Genomic DNA, 20172 nt, shown 5'->3' with positions numbered 1-20172 from the left:
TGTTTGTCTGCCGGCGGCATTACGCCGCCTCACGGGTCGCGGCCTGGCTGGCGGGATGAAGTTCCACCAGCGCGTCCACCGCCACCGCGCCCTGCCCCACGGCGCCGACCATCACCGGGTTGATGTCGACCGACGCCAGGCGCGGACCGGCCGCCAATGCGTAATCGCCCAGCGCCACGGCCTGCCGCGCCAGCGCCTCGACGTCGGCCGGCGGATCGCCACGCACGCCTTGCAGCAGCGTGCCGATGCGCAGGCCGCGCAGCTTTTCGATCACCTGCGCGGCGTCGAACGGCGGCATCAGCACCGCCACGTCGCGCAGCGCTTCCACGTATTTGCCGCCGCTGCCGATCATGACGACCGGCCCCAGCACTGGATCGACGCGCGCGCCCAACGCGCATTCGTGCAGGCCGCGCTGCATCCGCGCCACGAGCCAGGCGCCATCCCGCACGTTCAGCTTACCCAAGGTTTGGGCCTGATGGGCAAACGCCGCGCGCAGCGCGGCCTCGTCGTTCAGTCCCAGCGCCACCAGCCCGTGCTCGGACTTGTGCGGCAGTTGTGCCGAGCAGGCCTTCAACGCCACCGGCGCGCCGATGCGGCGCCACGCGGCGACGGCCTCGTCGGCCGTGCGGCAGACGGCGTGCTCGATCACCGCCAGCCCGTTGTCGGCCAGCAGCGCAAGGCTGGCCGCCTCGGACAGGAAGCCGCCGGTCGCGTCGGGCGCCGGATCGGCCGCCACCGCGTCTTGCGGCGCCGGGATCACGCCGTCGCGCTCGCGCAAGCGGCGCAGACGGAACAGCGCCGACAGCGCATCCATCGCCTGGATTTCGTCCGCATAGACCGGCAGGCCGCGCGCGCGGAATGCGCTGGCCACGTTGTCCTGCCACGCCACCACCACGACCGGCTTGGAAGCGGCCTGTGCAAAGCCGGCGGCATCCGCCGCGAACGAGGCCACGTCGTAGCCGCGCCCCGCCACCGGAATGTCCAGCAGGAACATGTCGGCCGCCGGGTCGGTGCCGATCACGGGCAGCACCTGGCCGAACAGGCCGTTGTTCGACAGCAGCGCGGCGGTGATGTCCACCGGGTTCACGGTGGTGGCATAGCCGGGCAGGCGCTCGGCCAGCGCCTGCTGGGTGGCATCGGCCAGCGGCGCGATCTCCAGGCCGCGCTCGGCGGCCGCGTCCGAGGCCAGCACGCAGCTGGCGCCGGAGTTGCTGACCACCACCACGCGCGGGCCTTGCGGCAAGGGGCTGCGCAGGGCCAGTTCGGCGTAGCGCACCAGTTCCTGCGGATCGCGCGCGCGCAGGATGCCGTGGTGTTCAAAAAACGCATCGACCGCACGGTCCTCGTTGGCCAGCGCGCCGGTATGCGAGGCCGCGGCGCGCGCGCCGGCCTCGGAGCGGCCCGACTTGACCACGATCAGCGGCACGCCGCGCGCCCGCGCCAGCGCCGCCGCCTCGGCCAGGGGGCCGGCCTCGCGCAGCGATTCCAGGTATAGCAGCACGCAGCCGACTTCCGGATCGCGCAGCGTCGCGCAGGCCAGTTCGGCGACCGACACATCGGCCTCGTTGCCGGTGGCATGCACGTGACGCACGCCGATGCCGCGCTGGCGCAGCAGGCCGTAGACCATGGCGCACATGCCGCCGCTCTGGCTGATGACCGCCACCGGCCCGTCGCCCGGCTCCACCTCCAGGAACATGGTGGAGAAGCTGGCGATGGCGCCGTTGCCGAAGTTGGCCAGGCCTTGCGAGTTGGGGCCGACGATGCGCATGCCGGCGGCGCGGGCGCGCGCCGTCATCGCATCCTGCAGGGCTCGGCCGGCTTCGCCGGTTTCCGAGAAGCCGGCCGAGATGACGATGGCCGCCGCCACGCCCAGCGCCGCGCAGTCATCCACGGCCCGCACCGCCTGCTCGCCCGCCACCGCCACGATCGCCAGGTCCGGCGCCGCGGGCAGCGCGGCCAGGCTGGGCCAGGCGCGTTCGCCCTGGACCTCGGCGCGTTGCGGGTTGATCGGGTACAGCGCGCCCGCATAGCCGTGGCGCCGCATGTAGTGGATGGGCCGGCCGCCGATCTTGTCCGGATTGTCGGAAGCGCCGACGATCGCGATCGAGGCCGGATCGAGCAGGCGCGCGAGGCTGGCGTCGCCGGTGGGTACAGAAGCCATGAAACTCCCCTGGGTAGGATGAAGGCGGGCGCGCGCGGTCAGTTGACCGTGGCGCCGGAAGTCTTGACCACGCCGGCCCATTTATCGACCTCGACGTCGAGGAAGCGCGCCGTGTCGGCGGGCGTCTTCCATTCCGAGGCGAAGCCCTGCGCGGCGAATTTCTGCTGGATGTCGGCGCGGCCCAGCACCTTCTGCAAGGCGCTGTTCAATCGGTCCACCACCGACGCGGGCGTGCCGGCCGGGGCCAGCAGGCCGTTCCAGGCGGTGGCCTCGTAGCCCGGCAGTCCGGCCTCGGCCACGGTGGGCACGTTGGGCGCGGCGGGCGAGCGCGCCGCGCCGGTCACGGCCAACGCCTTGAGCTTGCCGCCGTTCACGTAGGGCATCGACGACAGCATGGTGTCGAACATGATGTCGGCCTGGCCGCCCATGACGTCCGTCAGCGCCGGCGCGCTGCCGCGATAGGGCACGTGCACCATGCGCACGCCGGCCATGGCGCCGAACAGTTCGGCCGCCAGGTGGGTCGACTGGCCATTGCCCGACGAGGCGAAGGTCAGTTTGCCCGGCGTCGACTTGGCCAGCTCGATCAGCTCGCGCACGTTGCTGGCGGGCAGGTCCGGCCGCGTCACGATCACCAGCGGGCCGCTGGTCAGCAGCGATACCGGCGCGAAGCTCTTGCGGGTGTCGTAGTTCAGGTTCTTGAACAGCGACATGTTGATGGCGTGGGCCGTGGTCGCCAGCAGCAGCGTGTAGCCGTCGGGCGCGGCCTTGGCCACCATGTCGGCGCCGATGTTGCCACCGGCGCCCGAGCGGTTGTCGATGATGATGGTCTGCTTGAGCTCGTCGCCCAGTCCCTGCGCGACCACGCGGGCCACGATGTCCGTCGGGCCGCCCGGGGGATAGGGCACAACCACGGTGATGGGTTTGGCGGGCCAGTCCTGCCCGGCCGAGGCGGCGGCTGCCACCAGGGAAAGCGCGGCCAGGGCCGTGCGGCATGCTGCGATTGCGCGCATGATTGTCTCCTCCGTCGTGCGGATATGTTGTTTTGCTGGGGATGGTGTTGCCGGCGGCGCTTCAAGGCGGCCGGCGCGCCTCGAAACCGAGCAATGCGCGGCCGTCGATCGTGATCGCGCGACCCATGACCTGTTGGCCGATAGCGATGCCGGCGTCGGCATGGCCCATCAGCACCGCGCCCTCTTCCAGGCGCACCAGCACCAGCACGTAGGGCACGTGCGCGCGCCAGAAGGCATCGGGCGCGCGGTGGATCTCGGTGCGCGCCAGCACTTCGCCCGCGCCGCTGCTGCGCCGCCATGGCAGGTGGGTGCCGCCGCAATGGGCGCAGGCATAGGGACGCAGGGCCCACCACGCGCCGCAATCCTCGCAGCGTTGCAATTCCAGGGGATCGCGGGTGTTCATCGGGCCTCCTGCGCCTGCAGCACCAGGCTGACGTGGGCGGACAGCACGCCGCCATCCGCATGCACCAGCGCGCAGCGTGGCGCGCCAATCTGCCGCGATCCGGCCCGGCCCGCCAATTGCGCCCAGGCCTCGGCCACGTGCGCCATGCCGCCTGCCACGCCGGAATGCCCGAACGACAGCAGGCCTCCGTGGGTGTTGAGCGGCAACGGCCCGGCCGCGTCGAAGTCGCCGCGCCGCGCGCGCTCCGCGGCGCCGCCGCGTGGCGCGAATCCCAGTTCTTCCAGTAGCATGGCCAGCGTGATGGTGAAGGAATCGTAGATGCCCAGGTAGTTGACCTGGTCCTGGGCGATGCCGGCGTCGGCATAGGCCAACTTGAGCGCCCGCGCCGCGCCGGTGTCGAAGAGGTCGCGCAGCGCCGACAGGTGCTGATGGCGGTGCGCCTGCCCGGCGCCGCTGATGCGCACCGGCCCGTCGTCGGCGCTCACCACCAGCGCCACCGCGCCGTCCGAGATCGGGCAGCAGTCCAGCAGGTGCAGCGGCGTGGCGATGGGCCGGGACGCCAGCACCTGTTCGACGCTGATGGCCTCGTTCAGGTGCGCATGCGGATGGCTGGCGGCATGGCGCCGCATCAACGCGGCGAACTCGGCCAGGTCCTCGCGGCGGGTGCCGGTCTGGTGCATGTAGGCGGAGGCCAGCAGCGCGTAATAGGCCGGCACCGAGGCGCCGTTGGGCACTTCGGTATCGGCCTCGCCGACCTGCGCCAAGGTCTGGATGGACGCATCGACGGCCTGGCCGGTCAGGCGGTTCTCGCCCGCCACCACCAGTACGCGGCGGCAGCGGCCGGCGCGCACCAGTTCGCGCGCCAGCATCACCATGGCCGCGCCGGTGGCGCCGCCCATCTGCATGCCGTGCGCGTAGTGCGGGTCCAGGCCCAGCTTTTCGCTGAGCAGCGTGGCCAGCATCAGGTGCGGGAAGGTGGTGGCGTAGCCGCACAGCACGCCGTCGATATCGGCGCGGCGCAGGCCGGACTGCGCCAGCGCGGCGTTGGCGGCCTCGGCCATCAGGTCCAGGGCCGAGCGGCCCTCGTGGCGGCCGAAGCGGGTGGTGGCCGTGGCCAGCAGGTGGGCGTGGCGAAGGTCAGGCATGGGGCATCCAGGCGCGTTCGATGGCGCGGGCTTCGGCCGCCAGGGCCTGGGCCAGTTCCTGTTCGCGCGATTCGACGCGCTCGCTCAAGGCGGCCACGCTGAGCGCGGCGATGGCGCGGCCGCTGGGGCCGCGCACGGCCACGCCCAGGCCGCCCATCTTTTCCACCACCACGTCCAGCAGCATGGCGTGGCCGAGCTTGCGCGCGCGCCGTCATCTGTTCCAGCAGGCGCACCGGATAGCGCGGGTAGCGTTCCTGCAACCGCTGGTGCACCGGTGGCAGTACCGCTTGCGCCTCGCTGTCGTCCATGGCCGCCAGCAGCGCCAGGCTGCCAGCGCCGATGCCGAGCGGACGGCGGCTGCCGACCTCCAGGTAGTTGGCGCGGATCGGATAGTCGCCGAAGCACAGGTCCAGGCAGACCGACTCCCAGCCGGTCGGCAGGGACAGGATGACGGTGTCGCCGAACTTGCGCGCCAGGCGGATCAGCGCGGGCCGCGCCAGGGCGCGCAGATCGAGGCCGTCGACCATGGCGTGGTGCATGGCATAGACCTGCGGACCGAGCATGTAGTGCTTGCTGACCGGGTCTCGCTCCACGAAACCCTCGGCCTCCAGGTCCTTCAGGATGCGCAGCGCGGTGGACACGTCCAGCTGCGCCGCCTGGGCGATGTCGGTCAGGCGCTGGACGCGCCGGTTCGACAGGCTGGCGAGGACGCGGCAGACCTTTTTCGTGGCGGAAACCAGGCTTGTATCCGGTGAAGACATGGCAGCGGCATAACCCGATGGCTGAACATGGTCACAAGATAGGCAGGCGCGCGAAGCGGGTAAAGTTGCGTCGCAACAAATTTTCGCCCAGCAACAATCGCGGTTTTGCCGGGTGTTGGCGCCGGGGTCAGGCCGGCTCGGATTCGGGGTGCAGCGTGCGCAGCCGGCGCAGCTCCGGGAACCAGTGCATCCACAGCCCCGCCACCGCGATGGTGCCCAGCCCGCCGACCACTACCGCCGGCACCGCGCCCAGCAGCGCCGCCATCACGCCGGACTCGAATTCGCCCAGCTGGTTGGAGGCGCCGACGAACAGCGTGTTGACCGCGCTGACGCGGCCCAGCATGTGGTCGGGCGTATTCAGCTGCACCAGCGACGAACGCACCACCACGCTGATGGCGTCGGCCGCGCCCAGCACCACCAGCGCGCCCACCGACAGCGGGATCGAGGTCGACAGGCCGAACACGGTGGTGGCCAGGCCGAACAGGATCAGCGCGCCGAACAGCAGGCGGCCGACGTGTTCGCCCAGGCTCAGGCGCGCCAGCGTCAGCGACATCAGCATGGCGCCACAGGCCGGCGCGGCGCGCAGCGCGCCCAGGGCCCAGGGGCCGGCATCGAGGATGTCCTTGGCGAAGATCGGCAGCAGCGCCGTGGCGCCGCCCAGCAGCACCGCGAACAGGTCCAGCGACAGCGTGCCCAGCAGGATGCGGCGCTGGAAGATGAAGGTGATGCCCGCGAACAAGGTGCGCCAGGTGGTGGGCTCCCTGCGCGGCGGGGCGCGGTCGATCGACATGCTGGCGATGCAGGCGAAGCCGCACAGGTACAGCGCGGCCGCCACGCAGTAGATCCACCCGGCCCCCAGGCCGTAGCCGATGCCGCCCAGCGCCGGGCCGGCGATCTGCGCGATCTGGCCGCCGGAGGACGACAGCGCCGTAGCGCGCGGCAACCACTCGCGCGGCACGATGGCCGGAATCAGCGTGGTCAGCGTGGGCGCCTCGAAGGCGCGCGCCGAGCTCATGATGATGAGGGTGGCGTAGATCAGCGTCTTGCCGCCGACGCCGTGCAGCGCCGCGATCGCCAGCAGCAGCGTGGCCAGGGTCTCGACCGCCATGCAGATGGCGACGATCTTGCGGCGGTCGTAGCGGTCGGCCACGTGGCCCACCACCAGCGTCAGCGCCGCCATCGGCAGGAACTGCGCCAGCCCGATCAGGCCCAGATCGAGCGCGCTGCCCGACAGCGCGTAGATCTGCCAGCCCACCGCCACCGAGACGATCTGGAAGGCCAGCGACGCGCCGATGCGCGCGAACAGGAAGTGCAGGAAGGCGGGGCGGTAAAGCGGACTGGGCGAGTCGGGGGCAGGCATCGGGGCGGGCGCGCGGCAGGCGCGCGGACGGCGCCGGAATGCGCATTCTATAAACAGCCGGCTGACGCCAAACTAAAGCGCCCGCCGGCCGTGGGGTCTTGCGTGCCTCCCGGGGGGACGGCCTCAGTCGCCGATCGACACCAGTTCCGCGCCTTCCGTCACCTGGTCGCCAACGGCGTAGAACAGTTCCTCGACCTTGCCGTCGGCCGGCGCCGAGATGGTGTGCTCCATCTTCATGGCCTCCATCACCAGCAGCGGCTGGCCCTTGGCGACGCTGTCGCCGGCCTTGACGGCGATGGAGATGATCTTGCCGGGCATCGGCGCGGTCAGGCCGCCGCCGTGGTCGCCCTGGGTGTCCTGGGCGTGCGCCAGCGGGTCGTACAGGTCCAGCACGCGCGCGCCGCCGTCGCCGAAGACGTGGGCCTTGTCGGCGTGCAGCACCACGGTGCCGGCGCGTTCGCGGCCGTCCAGCGTGATGCGCAGCACGCGGGCCGGGCCCGTGGCCTGCTCGGCGCGCCAGGCGAAGGGCCGGGCGCCGTCGCCGCTGTCCAGGGTCCAGTCGGCGCCCTGGCGCGCGACGCCGACGTGGCGGGTCTCGCCGTTGTCGATCCATTGCAGTTGGCGCTGGTAGCGCCCGCCCAGGCGCCAGCCGTCGCGTGTGTCCCACGGATCGGCCGGCGCGGCGGCATGCGGCGCCGATTGCGCCTGGCCCTGGCTGGCCAGCACGGCGGCCGTGGCCAGCGCCAGCGTGGCGGCGTCGGCCGGCGTCGGCTCGGGCAGCAGCGTGGCGCGCTGGCGCTCGATCAGGCCGGTGTCGAGGTCGGCGGCGGCGAAGGCGCTGTCGCGCATCAGGCGCGACAGGAAGGCGACGTTGGTCTGCACCCCCACCGCCTGGGTCTGCGCCAGCGCCTGCAGCATGCGGGCGCGGGCCTGGTCGCGGTCGGCGCCGTGCACGATCAGCTTGGCGATCATGGGGTCGTAGAACGGCGTGATGGTGTCGCCGGTGCGCACCCCGCCATCGACGCGGATGTCGCCGTTGGCGAAGGCGACGTGGGCTGGCAGGCCCAGGTAGGCCAGCGTGCCGATCGACGGCAGGAAGCCCTTCTCCGGGTTCTCGGCGTAGATGCGGGCCTCGATGGCGTGGCCGTGGATGCGCAGGTCTTCCTGGCGCGCCGGCAGCGGCTGGCCGGCGGCCACGCGCAGCTGCCATTCGACCAGGTCGTGGCCGGTGATCATCTCGGTGACCGGATGCTCGACCTGCAGGCGCGTGTTCATTTCCATGAAGTAGAAGCGGCCGTCGGGCTCGGCGATGAATTCCACCGTGCCGGCGCCCACATAGCCCACCGCGCGCGCGGCGGCCACGGCGGCTTCGCCCATGGCGCGGCGGCGTTCCTCGGTCATGCCGGGCGCGGGCGCTTCCTCGATCACCTTCTGGTGGCGGCGCTGCACCGAGCAGTCGCGCTCGAACAGGTAGACGCAGTTGCCGTGGGTGTCGGCGAACACCTGGATCTCGATATGGCGCGGCTTCTGCAGATAGCGTTCGATCAGCACGCGGTCGTCGCCGAAGCTGGAGGCGGCCTCGCGCTGGCACGAGGCCAGCGCATCGAGGAACGCGCCCGTCGATTCGACCACGCGCATGCCCTTGCCGCCGCCGCCGGCGCTGGCCTTGATCAGCACCGGGTAGCCGATGGCGTCGGCCTGTTCCTTGAGGAATTGCGGGTCCTGGTTGTCGCCGTGGTAGCCGGGCACCAGCGGCACGCCGGCCTTTTCCATCAGCGACTTGGCCGCGGACTTGCTGCCCATGGCGGCGATGGCCGAGGCCGGCGGGCCGACGAAGGCGATGCCGGCCTGTTCGGCGGCTTCGGCAAAGGCTTCGTTCTCCGACAGGAAGCCGTAGCCGGGGTGGATGGCGCCGGCGCCGGTGTCGCGCGCGGCTTGCAGGATGGCGTCGGCGCGCAGGTAGCTGGCGCGCGGCTCGGGGCCGCCGATATGCACCGCGACGTCGCAAGCGGCGACGTGGCGGGCGTTGGCGTCGGCGTCGGAATAGACGGCGACGGTGCGGATGCCCAGGCGGCGGGCGGTGGCGGCGACGCGGCAGGCGATTTCGCCGCGGTTGGCAATCAGCAGGGTATCGAACATGGCGTTATCCAGACTGGGATGATTCGTTGACTACGTTGCAGCGGCGAGCGCGTTGCATCCAAAACCCTCACACGTCGCATTACGGCGACCTTATCGGGGACACCGCGGATCCGGCTTCGCCGGTCCGCCGGTGTCGCCCCCTTGAGGGGGCGCGCGCAGCGCGTAGGGGGTGGGTTCTTCTACATCCGGAAGACGCCGAAGCGCGTGTCCTCGATCGGCGCATTCAGCGCCGCCGACAGCGCCAGCCCCAGCACGCGGCGCGTGTCGGCCGGCGCGATGATGCCGTCGTCCCACAGCCGCGCGGTGGCGTAGTACGGATGGCCCTCGCGTTCGTACTGCTCGCGGATCGGCGCCTTGAAGGCGTCTTCCTCGGCCGCCGACCACTGGCCGCCGCGCGACTCGATGCCGTCGCGCTTGACCGTGGCCAGCACGCTGGCGGCCTGCTCGCCGCCCATCACCGAGATGCGCGCGTTGGGCCACATGAACAGGAGGCGCGGCGAATAGGCGCGGCCGCACATGCCGTAGTTGCCGGCGCCGAACGAGCCGCCGATCAGCACGGTGAACTTGGGCACGTTGGCCGTGGCCACCGCCGTCACCATCTTGGCGCCGTGGCGCGCGATGCCTTCGTTTTCGTACTTGCGGCCGACCATGAAGCCGGTGATGTTCTGCAGGAACACCAGCGGGATCTTGCGCTGCGCGCACAGCTCGATGAAGTGCGCGCCCTTCTGCGCCGATTCCGAGAACAGGATGCCGTTGTTGGCGACGATGCCCACTGGCATGCCGTGGATGTGGGCAAAGCCCGTCACCAGCGTGGGGCCGAAGCGCGCCTTGAATTCGTCGAACTCGGAGCCGTCGACGATGCGCGCGATGACCTCGCGCACGTCATACGGCTTGCGCGTGTCGGCGGGGATGATGCCGTTCAGCTCGGCCGGGTCGTAGCGCGGCTCGCGCACCGGCACGGTGGCCAGCGGCGCGGGCTTCTGGCGGTTCAGGCGCGCCACGGCGCCGCGCGCCAGTTGCAGCGCGTGCATGTCGTTGGCCGCCAGGTGGTCGGCCACGCCCGACAGGCGCGTGTGCACGTCGCCGCCGCCCAGGTCCTCGGCGCTGACTTCCTCGCCGGTGGCGGCCTTCACCAGCGGCGGGCCGCCCAGGAAGATGGTGCCCTGGTTCTTGACGATGATGGACTCGTCGCTCATGGCGGGCACGTAGGCGCCGCCGGCGGTGCACGAGCCCATCACCACCGCGATCTGCGCGATGCCTTGCGCCGACATCTGCGCCTGGTTGTAGAAGATGCGGCCGAAGTGTTCGCGGTCGGGAAAGACCTCGTCCTGCTGCGGCAGGTTGGCGCCGCCGGAGTCGACCAGGTAGACGCACGGCAGCCGGTTCTGCGCGGCGATCTCCTGCGCGCGCAGATGCTTCTTGACCGTCATCGGGTAGTAGGTGCCGCCCTTGACGGTGGCGTCGTTGCAGACGATCACGCATTCGTTGCCGGCGATGCGGCCGATGCCGGTGATGACGCCCGCGCCCGGCGCGTCGCCGTCGTACATGCCGTGCGCCGCCATCGGCGACAGTTCCAGGAACGGCGACCCCGGATCAATCAGGTTCTCGACGCGGTCGCGCGGCAGCAGCTTGCCGCGCGCCACGTGCTTGGCGCGCGAGGATTCGCTGCCGCCCAGCGCGGTCTGCGCCAGTTGCCGGCTCAGGTCGTCCAGCTGCGCCTGCATGGCGCGCGCGTTGTCGGTGTAGTCCTGCGACCGCGGATTGATGCGGGATTCGATGATGGGCATGGGGTACCACCCGTCCTGCTGATTGGGATGTTGAAGGCGCTCGGGATCGAGCGGTTTGTCTCGCTGCCCGCTGAGCCGGGCATTCTTGTCATGGATTAACTCAGCTGCATTTCGTTGCGCCTCTCCCGCACGGCCCGCGACCGACCCGTCGCGGACTTCGCCTTGCGGAAAAGGCGCAGCGAAATGATGCCCCTCGGTGTACCCGCTACGCGGGCTTCCTGCCCCCCGAGGGGGCGCTTTTTCCCAGGGACATCCAGGGAAAAAGTGCGCCTCGGGGGAAATGCCGCCTTAGATCATCTCGATCGCCATCGCCACGGCTTCGCCGCCGCCGATGCACAGCGTGGCCACGCCGCGCTTGCCGCCGGTCTTGCGCAGCGCGCCGATCAGCGTGGTCATCAGGCGGGCGCCGGAGGCGCCGATGGGGTGGCCCAGGGTGGTGGCGCCGCCGTGCACGTTGACCTTGTCGTGCGGCAGCTTGAAGTCGGCCATGGCGGCCATGGTGACCACCGCGAAGGCTTCGTTGATCTCGTACAGGTCCACGTCCTCGGCCTTCCAGCCGGTCTTGGCGAACAGGTTCTTCAACGCGCCGACGGGGGCGGTGGTGAACCAGTTCGGTTCCTGCGAGTGCTGGCTGTGCGCCACGATGCGGGCCAGCGGCTTGACGCCGAGCTTCTCGGCGGTGGAGGCGCGCATCAGCACCATGGCGGCGGCGCCATCGGAGATCGACGACGAGTTGGCGGCGGTGACGGTGCCGTCCTTCTTGAACGCGGGCTTGAGGGTGGGGATCTTTTCCGGCATGGCCTTGGTGGGGGCCTCGTCGGTGTCGATCACGGTGTCGCCCTTGCGGCCGGCGACCGTGACGGGGGTGATTTCCCACTTGAAGCTGCCGTCCTCGGTGGCGGCGCGGGCGCGGCGCAGCGATTCCAGCGAGAACGCGTCCTGCTGCTCGCGGGTGAACGAATACTTGGCGGCGCAGTCCTCGGCGAACACGCCCATGGCCTTGCCCTTGTCGTAGGCGTCTTCCAGGCCGTCCAGCGCCATGTGGTCATACACGGTGTTGTGGCCGTAGCGGTAGCCCTGGCGGCCCTTGAGCAGCAGGTAGGGGGGCGTTGCTCATGCTTTCCTGGCCGCCGGCGACGACGATGTTGGCCGAGCCCGCGGCCAGCAGGTCGTGGCCGAACATGGCGGCCTTCAGGCCCGAACCGCACACCTTGTGGATGGTGGTGCACGCCACGCCCAGCGGCAGGCCCGCGCCCAGCGCGGCCTGGCGCGCGGGCGCCTGGCCCTGGCCGGCCTGCAGCACGTTGCCCATGATGACTTCTTCGATCTGTTCGGGCTTGACGCCGGCGCGCTCGACGGCGGCCTTGATGGCGATCGAGCCGAGTTCGTGCGCGGCCAGGCCGGACAGGCTGCCGAGCATGCCGCCCATGGGCGTGCGGGCGACGGAAACGATAACGATGGGATCTGACATGACTAGCTCCTGTGAGGGTCGGGACAGCGTCTGCTTACGAGGCCGCGCCGGCGGATGCCGGGCGCAGGCGTCTGTCCGTATCGTAAGGGAAAAATTCTTCGATCCGGCCTTGCGCCACGTGGGCGCGGCAGGCCTGCCACCAATCCGGCTCCAGCAGGTCGGCATGGTGGCGCAGGAAGGCGCCGCGCACGCGCGCGTCGCCCAGCAGGAAACGGCCGAACTCCTCGGGGAAGACGTCGTTCGGTCCGATGGCGTACCAGGGTTCCGACGCCATTTCCGCCTCCTCGTTGGGGGCGGGCGGAATCCGTCGGAAATTCATTTCGGTCATGCGCTGGATTTCGTCGTAGTCGTAGAACACGACCCGTCCGAGCCGCGTCACGCCGAAGTTCTTGTAAAGCATGTCGCCGGGGAAGATGTTGGCCGCGGCCAGCTGGCGGATGGCGTCGCCATATTCGCGCACGGCCGGCTCCAGCAGCGCGTCGGACGCCTGGCTCAGGTACAGGTTCAGCGGCGTCATGCGCCGCTCGATGTAGACGTGGCGGATGACCACGGTGTCCCCGGTTTCCTCGATCAGGCTGGGCACCAGGCGCCGCAGTTCGTCCAGCAGCGGCGCGGCGAAGCGGTCGCGCGGCAGCGCCACCTGGGAGTATTCCCAGGTATCGGCCATGCGGCCGACGCGGTCGTGCAGCTTGACCATCTGGTATTTGCGCCGCACGGTGGCGTGGTCCATGCCGTCCTTGTCGATGCGGTCCTTGATCAGCTTGAACACATAGGGATAGGACGGCAGCGTGAACACGCACATCACCATGCCCTTGATGCCGGGCGCGATGTCGAAGGCGTCGCGCGAATGCGCCAGGTGGTGCAGGAAATCGCGGTAGAACAGCGTCTTGCCCTGCTTCTGCAGCCCGATCATGGTGTACAGCTCGGCCTTGGGCTTGCGCGGCAAGAGGCTGGCCAGGAAGTTGACCACCGCGGCCGGCGTCTCCATGTCCACCAGGAAATACGCGCGCGTGAAGCTGAACAGCGTGCTCAGGTCGTCCGCGCCCAGCAGCAGCGCATCCAGGTTCACCTGCCCGGCCGGGTTGCGCGTGAGCGCCACGGCGAAGGGGTAGACGGTGCCCTGGTTGATCAGGCGGCCGACGATGTAGGCGCCCTTGTTGCGAAAGAACAGCGAGCCCAGCGCGTGCACCTGGCAGTCGCTGGCGATGCGGCGGCCGACGTGGCGCGGCAACTGCTGGCGCAGCTGCCGCACCGCGGCGCGTGCCAGCAGGCGGGTGTCGCGCGGCAGGTCCTCGAACGGCAGCGCCAGGCCGAAGTCGGCCACCATGCGGATCAGGCTCTTCTGCAGGCCCTCGGTCACCGGGTAGTAGACCCGGTACGACGGCATGCGGCTGTCCAGGTAGTCGGTGGCCACGGCCGGCCGCACGAACAGGAAATCGTTGTGGAAATAGTCGCGATGCAGCAGCCGGCACGACACCGAGTTGAAGAAGGTCTCGGCGCATTCGGGCTGGCGGTGCTCGCCCAGCAGGCCGACGAATTCCTGCTTGATCTGCTGCCAGTAGGCGGTCTGCGTCGCGGTCAGGGCCGGGGCGGCCGCGCCGTTGGCCTCGTCAGCGCCGTGGACGCCGACCGCGCCTTCGGGACGGCCGCGCAGCACGCCCTCGAGCTGGCTGGCGCACTCGCGCACCCGCATGTCGTAGTACTCGATGCGTTCGCGCGACAGGCGCTGGATGCCGTGCCAGTCGCCCGATTCGAACAGCGCCTTGGCGCGCTGCGCGCTGTAGCGGAACAGCGCGTAGTGGCGGTCGAAGCCGGCCAGGATCCGCCGCGCGACCTCCAGCGCCGAGGGGCCCTGCGCGGGCGCCTGCTCGATGTGCTGGACGTCGGACGTGCGGATCATGGCGGCCGGGCTCAGGCGGTTTCGGCGAACAGCTCGCGGCCGATCAGCATGCGGCGGATTTCGCTGGTGCCGGCGCCGATCTCGTACAGCTTGGCGTCGCGCCAGAGGCGGCCCACGGGGTATTCGTTGATGTAGCCGTTGCCGCCCAGGATCTGCACGCCCTCGCCGGCCATCCAGGTGGCTTTCTCGGCGGTGTACAGGATCAGCGCGGCGCAGTCCTTGCGCACCTGGCGCACGTGCTCGGCGCCGAGGCGGTCGAGGTTCTTGCCGACCTGGTAGCAGAAGGCGCGGCTGGCCTGCAGCGTGGTGTACAGGTCCGCCACCTTGCCCTGGATCAGCTGGAATTCGCCAATGGCCTGGCCGAACTGCTTGCGGTCATGGATGTACGGCACCACCACGTCCATCACGGCCTGCATGATGCCGACCGGGCCGCCCGACAGCACCGCGCGTTCGTAGTCCAGGCCGCTCATCAGCACCTTGACGCCGCCGTTGACCTGGCCCAGCACGTTTTCCTCGGGGATCTCGCAATCCTGGAACACCAGTTCGCCGGTGTGGCTGCCGCGCATGCCGAGCTTGTCCAGCTTCTGCGCCACCGAGAAACCCTTGAAGCCCTTTTCCACCAGGAACGCGGTGATGCCGCGCTGGTGCGCCTCGGGGTCGGTCTTGGCGTAGACCACCAGGGTGTCGGCGTCGGGGCCGTTGGTGATCCACATCTTGGTGCCGTTGAGCACGTAGCGGTCGCCCTTCTTGTCGGCGCGCAGCTTCATGCTGACCACGTCCGAGCCGGCGCCCGGTTCGCTCATGGCCAGCGCGCCGACGTGTTCGCCGGAAATCAGCTTGGGCAGGTATTTGGCCTTCTGCGCCGGGGTGCCGTTGCGGTTGATCTGGTTGACGCACAGGTTCGAGTGGGCGCCATAGGACAGGCCGATCGAGGCGCTGGCGCGGGAGATTTCCTCCATCGCCACCATGTGGGCCAGGTAGCCCATGTTGGCGCCGCCGTATTCCTCGCTGGCCGTCATGCCCAGCACGCCCAGGTCGCCGAACTTGCGCCAGAGGTCCATGGGGAACTGGTCGCTGCGGTCGACTTCGGCGGCGCGCGGCGCGATCTCGGCCTGCGCGAAAGTGCGCACGGCGTCGCGCAGCATGTCCAGGTCTTCGCCCAGATCGAAGTTCAGGCCAGGAAGGTTCATCGCTGTCTCCGTGATAGTGGGTACTTACATTCTTATGGGCGCCAGGATCGCGCCGGATCTCGCCGCGTGGCCCCATGATGCGCTGATCGACGCTGGCTACGCAATGATGCACCGCAAATATTACGTTTACGTAAACGTAAATAAGAGTCGGGTTTTCCCTAGGCAAATGTTTGCGTCCCGGGGGAACGCCCCTGGGTACTATTCCCCGGATCCTTGAAACCTCAAATTTTGTTACGGAGTCAGCGGTGTCCGACCTGGCCAATCTCGACGATATTGTGGCGCTGCGGCGCGACCTGCACGCCCATCCCGAGCTCTGCTACGAAGAGCACCGCACCGCCAAGGTGGTGGCCGATGCGCTGCGCGGCTGGGGCATCGAGACCCATACCGGCATCGCCAAGACCGGCGTGGTCGGCGTCATCAAGCGCGGCGCTTCCGACCGCGCCCTCATGCTGCGCGCCGACATGGACGCCCTGCCGATGCAGGAAGAGAACCAGTTCGAGCACCGCTCGCGCCACGACGGCAAGATGCACGGCTGCGGCCACGACGGCCACACCGCCATGCTGCTGGCCGCCGCGCGCCACCTGCAACAGCAGGGCGGCTTCGACGGCACGGTCTATTTCTGCTTCCAGCCGGCCGAGGAAGGCGGCGCCGGCGGCCGCGCCATGATCCAGGACGGCCTGTTCGACCGCTTTCCCTGCGAGGCCGTGTTCGGCATGCACAACTGGCCCGGCCTGGAGGCCGGTTCGTTCGGCGTCTGCGCCGGCCCGATGATGGCGTCCGCCAACGGCTTCAAGATCACCGTGCGCGGCAAGGGCGGCCACGCCGCCGCGCCGCACGACTGCGCCGACCCGGTGCCGGCGCTGTTCGCCATCGGCCAGTCGCTGCAGACCATCCTGACCCGCAGCAAGCGCCCGCTGGACGCCGCCGTGCTGTCCATCACCCAGGTGCAGGCCGGCGGCAGCGTCATCAATGTGATCCCGGGCAGCGCCTGGCTGGGCGGCTCGGTGCGCGCCTACAGCACCGACGTGGTCGACCTGATCGAGCGCCGCATGCACGAGATCGCCGGCAGCATCGCCGCCGCCCATGGCTGCGAGGCCGAGGTCTATTTCGAGCGGCGCTATCCGGCGCTGATCAACACGCCGGCCGAGACCGAGTTCTGCATGGAGGTCATGCGCGAGGTGGCCGGCGCCGACCACGCCCGCGTGATCGAGCCGGTGATGGCCTCGGAGGACTTCGCCTTCCTGCTGCAGGCCAAGCCCGGCTGCTACGTGTTCCTGGGCAACGGCGACGGCGACCATCGCATGGCCGGCCACGGCCTGGGCCCGTGCATGCTGCATAACACCAGCTACGACTTCAACGACGCCCTGATCGCGCCGGGCGCGAGCTACTGGGTGCGCCTGGCGCAGCGCTACCTGGCCGGCTGATCGCGCGCGGCCGTCGCGACGCGCGTGTCGCCTTCGCGGTCACCGCCTTTGTCGCCACGACAAGTTTTCCTTTTGCTTTACCCGTTTCACGCATTACCTCACGCAGTGCTACGCAACACCACAAGGAAGCTATGAAAAAGAAGATGTTGTTCACGGCCGCGGGGGCGGCCCTGGCGATCATGACGGGCGGCGCCGCGCTGGCGCAGGGCTGGCCCGCCAAGCCCATCACCCTGGTCGTGCCCTACACCGCCGGCGGCAGCGCCGACGCGATCGGCCGCCGCCTGGGCGACGTGCTGCGCAAGGAGGCCAACGCCACCGTCATCGTCGAAAACAAGCCCGGCGCGGGCGCCTCGGTCGGCACCGACTTCGTGGCGCGCGCCCAGCCGGACGGCGCCACCCTGCTGCTGGCTTCCACCAGCCCGCTGACCATCTTCCCGCACCTGGCCAAGACCAACTACGACCCGATGAAGGACCTGACGCCGGTGGCCAGCGTGGCCGTGGCGCCCGTGGCCATCGTCGCCACCAAGGCCCTGCCGGTGAAGGATTTCGCCGGCCTGATCGACTACGCCAAGTCGCACCCGGACGGCGTGCGCTACGGCACGCCGGGCCAGGGCACCGTGGCCCACATCGGCATGGCGGCGCTGACCACGCAGACCGGCACCAAGATGCTGCACGTGCCCTACCGCGGCAACAGCCAGGCGCTGACCGACGGCCTGGGCGGCGTGGTCGAGCTGCTGGTGGTCAACACCGACGTGGTGCTGCCGCACGTGGCCAGCGGCGCGCTCAAGCCGCTGGCGGTGATGGCGCCCGAGCGCCTGGCCGCCTGGCCCGACGTGCCCACGATGGCCGAACTGAAGCTGCCGCAGGCGCAGTACTACTCGAACTTCGGCATCTTCGCGCCGGCCAATCTGCCGCCGACGGTGGCGGGCCCGCTGCAGGCCGCGCTGGCCAAGGCCGTGGCCAGCGCCGAGTTCCAGGACCTGCTGGCCAAGTCCTACCTGCAGCCCGGCACCGCGTCCGGCGAGGCCTTCGTCAAGCAGGTGCAGGCCGAATACGCCAACAACGCCCGCATCATCAAGGAAGGCAACATCAAGGCGGAATGACGCCAGCGCCGCCTGAATGTCGGCGGTCCAATGCAAAGCGCGCTCCTTGTGGAGCGCGTTTTTTATTGGCGCGGGCAGGGCTGGTTTGCGTCATGCGAATCGGGCGTGGCGTTCGGACGGCGCCAACCGATCTGGGTGAGGGTCTGACATATGCCCCCAGGATCGTGTGTGAGTCGTTATCTCCCCGGTAATCTCTTCGAGCAAGGCCTACGCAAAGCGGGACTTGATTAGGGAAACGTTCGAATGAAGTTGCGCACACGATTCACTTTCACTTGGCTTCTGGGGCTTGGACTTGTCTGCGCGACTGCCGCGGCATATGACCCGACGACAGAGGTTCCCGTCTGGCATATGAGCATGTTCTCTCGCGCCAATTGCATCAACAATGAATCCATTTCATGGGATACCAGTGGCGCTTCATATTGGAACTTGTATACGCAGTCGTACCAAACCAACCTGGACGACTTCTCTGAAGTTTTTATCAGCGCCGGACCGGAAGTAACTTGGCGGTCTGCGGCAGTCGCATGGTTTGCAGCAGGAGAAGGCTTTTGGCAGGTCGAAGGCTATCACCTCATTCAGCCCGCTCCGCGAACGGATCCGGATGAGGGCTGGGCGCTGATCTACCAGAATTGCACGGACAGTTTTGGTGGCGCAACGGCCACCCTGGAAGAGTGCGTACGTACCTTGGCCGATGATTGCAGCTTCTAGAGAGCGCTCAATGTTCCACAGCAGTTACAAAGCCACTGTCCTTGCACTGGTTATTCTTTTTCCCTGGCCTGGAGGTATGGTTCATGCCGCAGCGCCCGTTCCCACTGAGTTCCCTGCGGTGGGAGACCTTCAACCTCCCGCCAACATGCCTGTAGATGCCAGAAAGCGGTGGGAAGAACGAAAATTGCGTCAAATTCGACCGAAGGCGCGTAGCGCCAAGCCAATCGTCTTCAGTGACCTCGCGTCCGTGCCTGTCCTGCAACGCTCATTCAAGCCGTTGAAGGCACGCGTTGAACAACTCGCGCAAGCACACAACAGCCTTCCCGCGCGACTACGCTCCTCCTGGATACATCCGGCGGACGTATCAAAGGGTCCGCTGAGCCGCTGTGCCTTGCAGTGCCAGACACCCGCCGGTGTTGAAGTGGACGCCAAGCTGACCGGCCTGGTCCGCGCCTATGAGTGCCCAGACGTGGACGCCGTCATCCTTTCGGAAACACTGTTGAGTAAAGGAGGCATGGTCAATCTGCTATCCGCTGAACAAGTGAACGCGACGATGTCAGCGGGCGGTCATCCACGCGGTGTTGTGGCGACCCGCCTGGTTCGGCCCGAGGATGGTCAGGAGATGACGATGGTGCGTTGGCGCAGTGGCGAAAAAATGATGACGCTTCGCGTGGCGGGAACACAAGCGCCATCACTGGATTTCGTACGCAAGGTCATGGAGAGCATGCCGGATTGATCCTGACTACCTTCCATGCGCGGAAAGGCCTTCTATGTTGGTCTCGGATCAATCCGCGTGAGTGGTGTCGGGACGCAATACCCAGTCTTGGAGGTGTGTCAGGCGGCTTTAGGCCCGAACATGATCACCAGCATCCCCGCCAGGCACAGCCCCACGCCGACATAATCGCTGACGCTGGGCCGCACGCCATCGACCGCCCACAGCCACAGCAGCGCCATGCCGATGTACACGCCGCCATAGGCCGCATAGACGCGACCCGACGCGGTCGGGTGCAGCGTCAGCAGCCAGGCGAACAGGGCCAGGCTGACGGCGGCCGGCGCCAGCAGCCAGATCGAATGGCCGCGGCGCAGCCACAGGTACGGCAGGTAGCAGCCGACGATCTCGGCCAGCGCGGTCAGGACGAACAGCGCGAAGGTCTGCAGCATGCCCATGACGCGGTCAGGCTCGCTGCTGCGCGAGCAGGTCGTGGCACTGGCGTTCCTGCACCGCGATTTCCTGCAGGGTGTCTTCGATGTCGCGGCGCTGCTGTTCCAGCGTGGCGCGATGCTGGGCCAGCACCGCCAGGTACTGGCGCAACTGCACCTCGGTGTCGCCGGGGCCGTCGTACATGTCGATCAGCGTCAGGATCTCGGACAGCTGCAGGCCCAGGCGCTTGCCGCGCAGGGCCAGCTTCAGGCGCGTGCGGTCGCGCGGTCCGAAGATGCGGTTGCGGCCCTCGCGCGCCGGGCTGACGATCCCCTGGTCTTCATAGAAGCGGATCGTGCGGGGCGTGACGTCGAACTCGCGGGCGAGCTCGGAGATGGTCCAGGTTGACGGGGACATGCGACGTGTGGCAGTTTACGTAAACGTAAATTATGATGACTTGACGCGATCGTCA

General features: G+C 68.9%; 16 protein-coding genes and 2 pseudogenes. 4 read left to right on the top strand and 14 right to left on the bottom strand.

Annotated elements, in window-relative coordinates:
* Nucleotides 1–19: 19 nt before the first annotated feature.
* From AOZ49_RS11180 to AOZ49_RS11130, 12 genes and pseudogenes are all read right to left on the bottom strand, one after another.
* On the bottom strand, nucleotides 20–2161 hold the full coding sequence (locus tag AOZ49_RS11180) for an acetate--CoA ligase family protein (RefSeq protein WP_054475330.1): 2142 nt from the start codon (nucleotides 2159–2161) through the stop codon (nucleotides 20–22).
* Between the two features lie 38 nt (nucleotides 2162–2199).
* Nucleotides 2200–3171, bottom strand: a complete 972-nt coding sequence (locus AOZ49_RS11175; protein WP_054433905.1) for a tripartite tricarboxylate transporter substrate binding protein — start codon at nucleotides 3169–3171, stop codon at nucleotides 2200–2202.
* 61 nt (nucleotides 3172–3232) lie between these two features.
* A complete protein-coding gene (locus AOZ49_RS11170) occupies nucleotides 3233–3574 on the bottom strand; it encodes a Zn-ribbon domain-containing OB-fold protein (protein WP_054475329.1) in 342 nt (113 codons plus the stop codon).
* The gene (locus AOZ49_RS11165) at nucleotides 3571–4719 is read right to left on the bottom strand and encodes a thiolase family protein (RefSeq protein WP_054475327.1); all 1149 of its coding nucleotides are present in this window, start codon (nucleotides 4717–4719) and stop codon (nucleotides 3571–3573) included. Before AOZ49_RS11165 ends, AOZ49_RS11170 begins: the two co-directional genes overlap by 4 nt.
* The gene (locus AOZ49_RS33440; RefSeq protein ID WP_231690307.1) at nucleotides 4712–4903 is read right to left on the bottom strand and encodes a hypothetical protein; all 192 of its coding nucleotides are present in this window, start codon (nucleotides 4901–4903) and stop codon (nucleotides 4712–4714) included. Before AOZ49_RS33440 ends, AOZ49_RS11165 begins: the two co-directional genes overlap by 8 nt.
* Before the next feature lie 454 nt (nucleotides 4904–5357).
* Nucleotides 5358–5480 (bottom strand): annotated as a pseudogene (locus tag AOZ49_RS33435) (IclR family transcriptional regulator); the annotation flags it as partial.
* Nucleotides 5481–5607: 127 nt separating this feature from the next.
* Nucleotides 5608–6840, bottom strand: a complete 1233-nt coding sequence (locus AOZ49_RS11155; protein ID WP_054433913.1) for an MFS transporter — start codon at nucleotides 6838–6840, stop codon at nucleotides 5608–5610.
* 123 nt (nucleotides 6841–6963) lie between these two features.
* Entirely contained in the window at nucleotides 6964–8979 is a 2016-nt protein-coding gene (locus AOZ49_RS11150) for an acetyl/propionyl/methylcrotonyl-CoA carboxylase subunit alpha (RefSeq protein ID WP_054475326.1), read from the bottom strand.
* 179 nt (nucleotides 8980–9158) lie between these two features.
* Nucleotides 9159–10766 carry a carboxyl transferase domain-containing protein gene (locus AOZ49_RS11145; protein WP_054475321.1) on the bottom strand — a complete coding sequence of 536 codons (1608 nt, stop codon included), beginning with the start codon at nucleotides 10764–10766 and terminating at the stop codon, nucleotides 9159–9161.
* Nucleotides 10767–11054: 288 nt separating this feature from the next.
* Nucleotides 11055–12237: pseudogene (locus AOZ49_RS11140) on the bottom strand (acetyl-CoA C-acetyltransferase).
* 34 nt (nucleotides 12238–12271) lie between these two features.
* The gene (gene aceK / locus AOZ49_RS11135; RefSeq protein ID WP_054433918.1) at nucleotides 12272–14137 is read right to left on the bottom strand and encodes a bifunctional isocitrate dehydrogenase kinase/phosphatase; all 1866 of its coding nucleotides are present in this window, start codon (nucleotides 14135–14137) and stop codon (nucleotides 12272–12274) included.
* Nucleotides 14138–14148: 11 nt separating this feature from the next.
* On the bottom strand, nucleotides 14149–15327 hold the full coding sequence (locus AOZ49_RS11130; protein ID WP_054475320.1) for an isovaleryl-CoA dehydrogenase: 1179 nt from the start codon (nucleotides 15325–15327) through the stop codon (nucleotides 14149–14151).
* A 245-nt stretch (nucleotides 15328–15572) separates the two neighbouring features.
* Here AOZ49_RS11130 and AOZ49_RS11125 point away from each other — a divergent pair, with 245 nt between their 5' ends.
* The 4 genes from AOZ49_RS11125 to AOZ49_RS32430 all read left to right on the top strand — a co-directional run bounded on the left by AOZ49_RS11125 (nucleotide 15573) and on the right by AOZ49_RS32430 (nucleotide 19295).
* Nucleotides 15573–16751, top strand: a complete 1179-nt coding sequence (locus tag AOZ49_RS11125) for a M20 aminoacylase family protein (protein ID WP_054475317.1) — start codon at nucleotides 15573–15575, stop codon at nucleotides 16749–16751.
* 131 nt (nucleotides 16752–16882) lie between these two features.
* A complete protein-coding gene (locus tag AOZ49_RS11120; protein ID WP_054475315.1) occupies nucleotides 16883–17854 on the top strand; it encodes a Bug family tripartite tricarboxylate transporter substrate binding protein in 972 nt (323 codons plus the stop codon).
* 243 nt (nucleotides 17855–18097) lie between these two features.
* Nucleotides 18098–18559: a hypothetical protein gene (locus AOZ49_RS32435; protein WP_156333481.1), complete on the top strand. Its 462-nt coding sequence runs from the start codon at nucleotides 18098–18100 to the stop codon at nucleotides 18557–18559.
* 10 nt (nucleotides 18560–18569) lie between these two features.
* On the top strand, nucleotides 18570–19295 hold the full coding sequence (locus tag AOZ49_RS32430) for a hypothetical protein (protein ID WP_156333480.1): 726 nt from the start codon (nucleotides 18570–18572) through the stop codon (nucleotides 19293–19295).
* A 98-nt stretch (nucleotides 19296–19393) separates the two neighbouring features.
* On the opposite strand, the gene AOZ49_RS11115 is transcribed toward AOZ49_RS32430, so the two are convergent.
* Both AOZ49_RS11115 and AOZ49_RS11110 read right to left on the bottom strand, forming a co-directional pair.
* The gene (locus tag AOZ49_RS11115; protein WP_180180090.1) at nucleotides 19394–19726 is read right to left on the bottom strand and encodes a YnfA family protein; all 333 of its coding nucleotides are present in this window, start codon (nucleotides 19724–19726) and stop codon (nucleotides 19394–19396) included.
* 7 nt (nucleotides 19727–19733) lie between these two features.
* A complete protein-coding gene (locus AOZ49_RS11110; protein ID WP_006392261.1) occupies nucleotides 19734–20117 on the bottom strand; it encodes a MerR family transcriptional regulator in 384 nt (127 codons plus the stop codon).
* Nucleotides 20118–20172: the final 55 nt, after the last annotated feature.

The sequence above is a fragment of the Achromobacter sp. 2789STDY5608615 genome, from assembly GCF_001298995.1.
Lineage (GTDB): Bacteria > Pseudomonadota > Gammaproteobacteria > Burkholderiales > Burkholderiaceae_B > Achromobacter > Achromobacter insuavis.
Note: the sequence above shows the minus strand (reverse complement) of the source record. Positions and strands in the feature narration are given on the sequence as shown.

What these genes read in the sequence shown, in the direction of transcription:
- AOZ49_RS11180 (WP_054475330.1), bottom strand. Translation starts at nt 2,161, where the DNA reads ATGGCTTCTGTACCCACCGGCGACGCCAGCCTCGCGCGCCTGCTCGAT.
- AOZ49_RS11175 (WP_054433905.1), bottom strand. Translation starts at nt 3,171, where the DNA reads ATGCGCGCAATCGCAGCATGCCGCACGGCCCTGGCCGCGCTTTCCCTG.
- AOZ49_RS11170 (WP_054475329.1), bottom strand. Translation starts at nt 3,574, where the DNA reads ATGAACACCCGCGATCCCCTGGAATTGCAACGCTGCGAGGATTGCGGC.
- AOZ49_RS11165 (WP_054475327.1), bottom strand. Translation starts at nt 4,719, where the DNA reads ATGCCTGACCTTCGCCACGCCCACCTGCTGGCCACGGCCACCACCCGC.
- AOZ49_RS33440 (WP_231690307.1), bottom strand. Translation starts at nt 4,903, where the DNA reads ATGCTGCTGGACGTGGTGGTGGAAAAGATGGGCGGCCTGGGCGTGGCC.
- AOZ49_RS11155 (WP_054433913.1), bottom strand. Translation starts at nt 6,840, where the DNA reads ATGCCTGCCCCCGACTCGCCCAGTCCGCTTTACCGCCCCGCCTTCCTG.
- AOZ49_RS11150 (WP_054475326.1), bottom strand. Translation starts at nt 8,979, where the DNA reads ATGTTCGATACCCTGCTGATTGCCAACCGCGGCGAAATCGCCTGCCGC.
- AOZ49_RS11145 (WP_054475321.1), bottom strand. Translation starts at nt 10,766, where the DNA reads ATGCCCATCATCGAATCCCGCATCAATCCGCGGTCGCAGGACTACACC.
- aceK (WP_054433918.1), bottom strand. Translation starts at nt 14,137, where the DNA reads ATGATCCGCACGTCCGACGTCCAGCACATCGAGCAGGCGCCCGCGCAG.
- AOZ49_RS11130 (WP_054475320.1), bottom strand. Translation starts at nt 15,327, where the DNA reads ATGAACCTTCCTGGCCTGAACTTCGATCTGGGCGAAGACCTGGACATG.
- AOZ49_RS11120 (WP_054475315.1), top strand. Translation starts at nt 16,883, where the DNA reads ATGAAAAAGAAGATGTTGTTCACGGCCGCGGGGGCGGCCCTGGCGATC.
- AOZ49_RS32435 (WP_156333481.1), top strand. Translation starts at nt 18,098, where the DNA reads ATGAAGTTGCGCACACGATTCACTTTCACTTGGCTTCTGGGGCTTGGA.
- AOZ49_RS32430 (WP_156333480.1), top strand. Translation starts at nt 18,570, where the DNA reads ATGTTCCACAGCAGTTACAAAGCCACTGTCCTTGCACTGGTTATTCTT.
- AOZ49_RS11115 (WP_180180090.1), bottom strand. Translation starts at nt 19,726, where the DNA reads ATGGGCATGCTGCAGACCTTCGCGCTGTTCGTCCTGACCGCGCTGGCC.
- AOZ49_RS11110 (WP_006392261.1), bottom strand. Translation starts at nt 20,117, where the DNA reads ATGTCCCCGTCAACCTGGACCATCTCCGAGCTCGCCCGCGAGTTCGAC.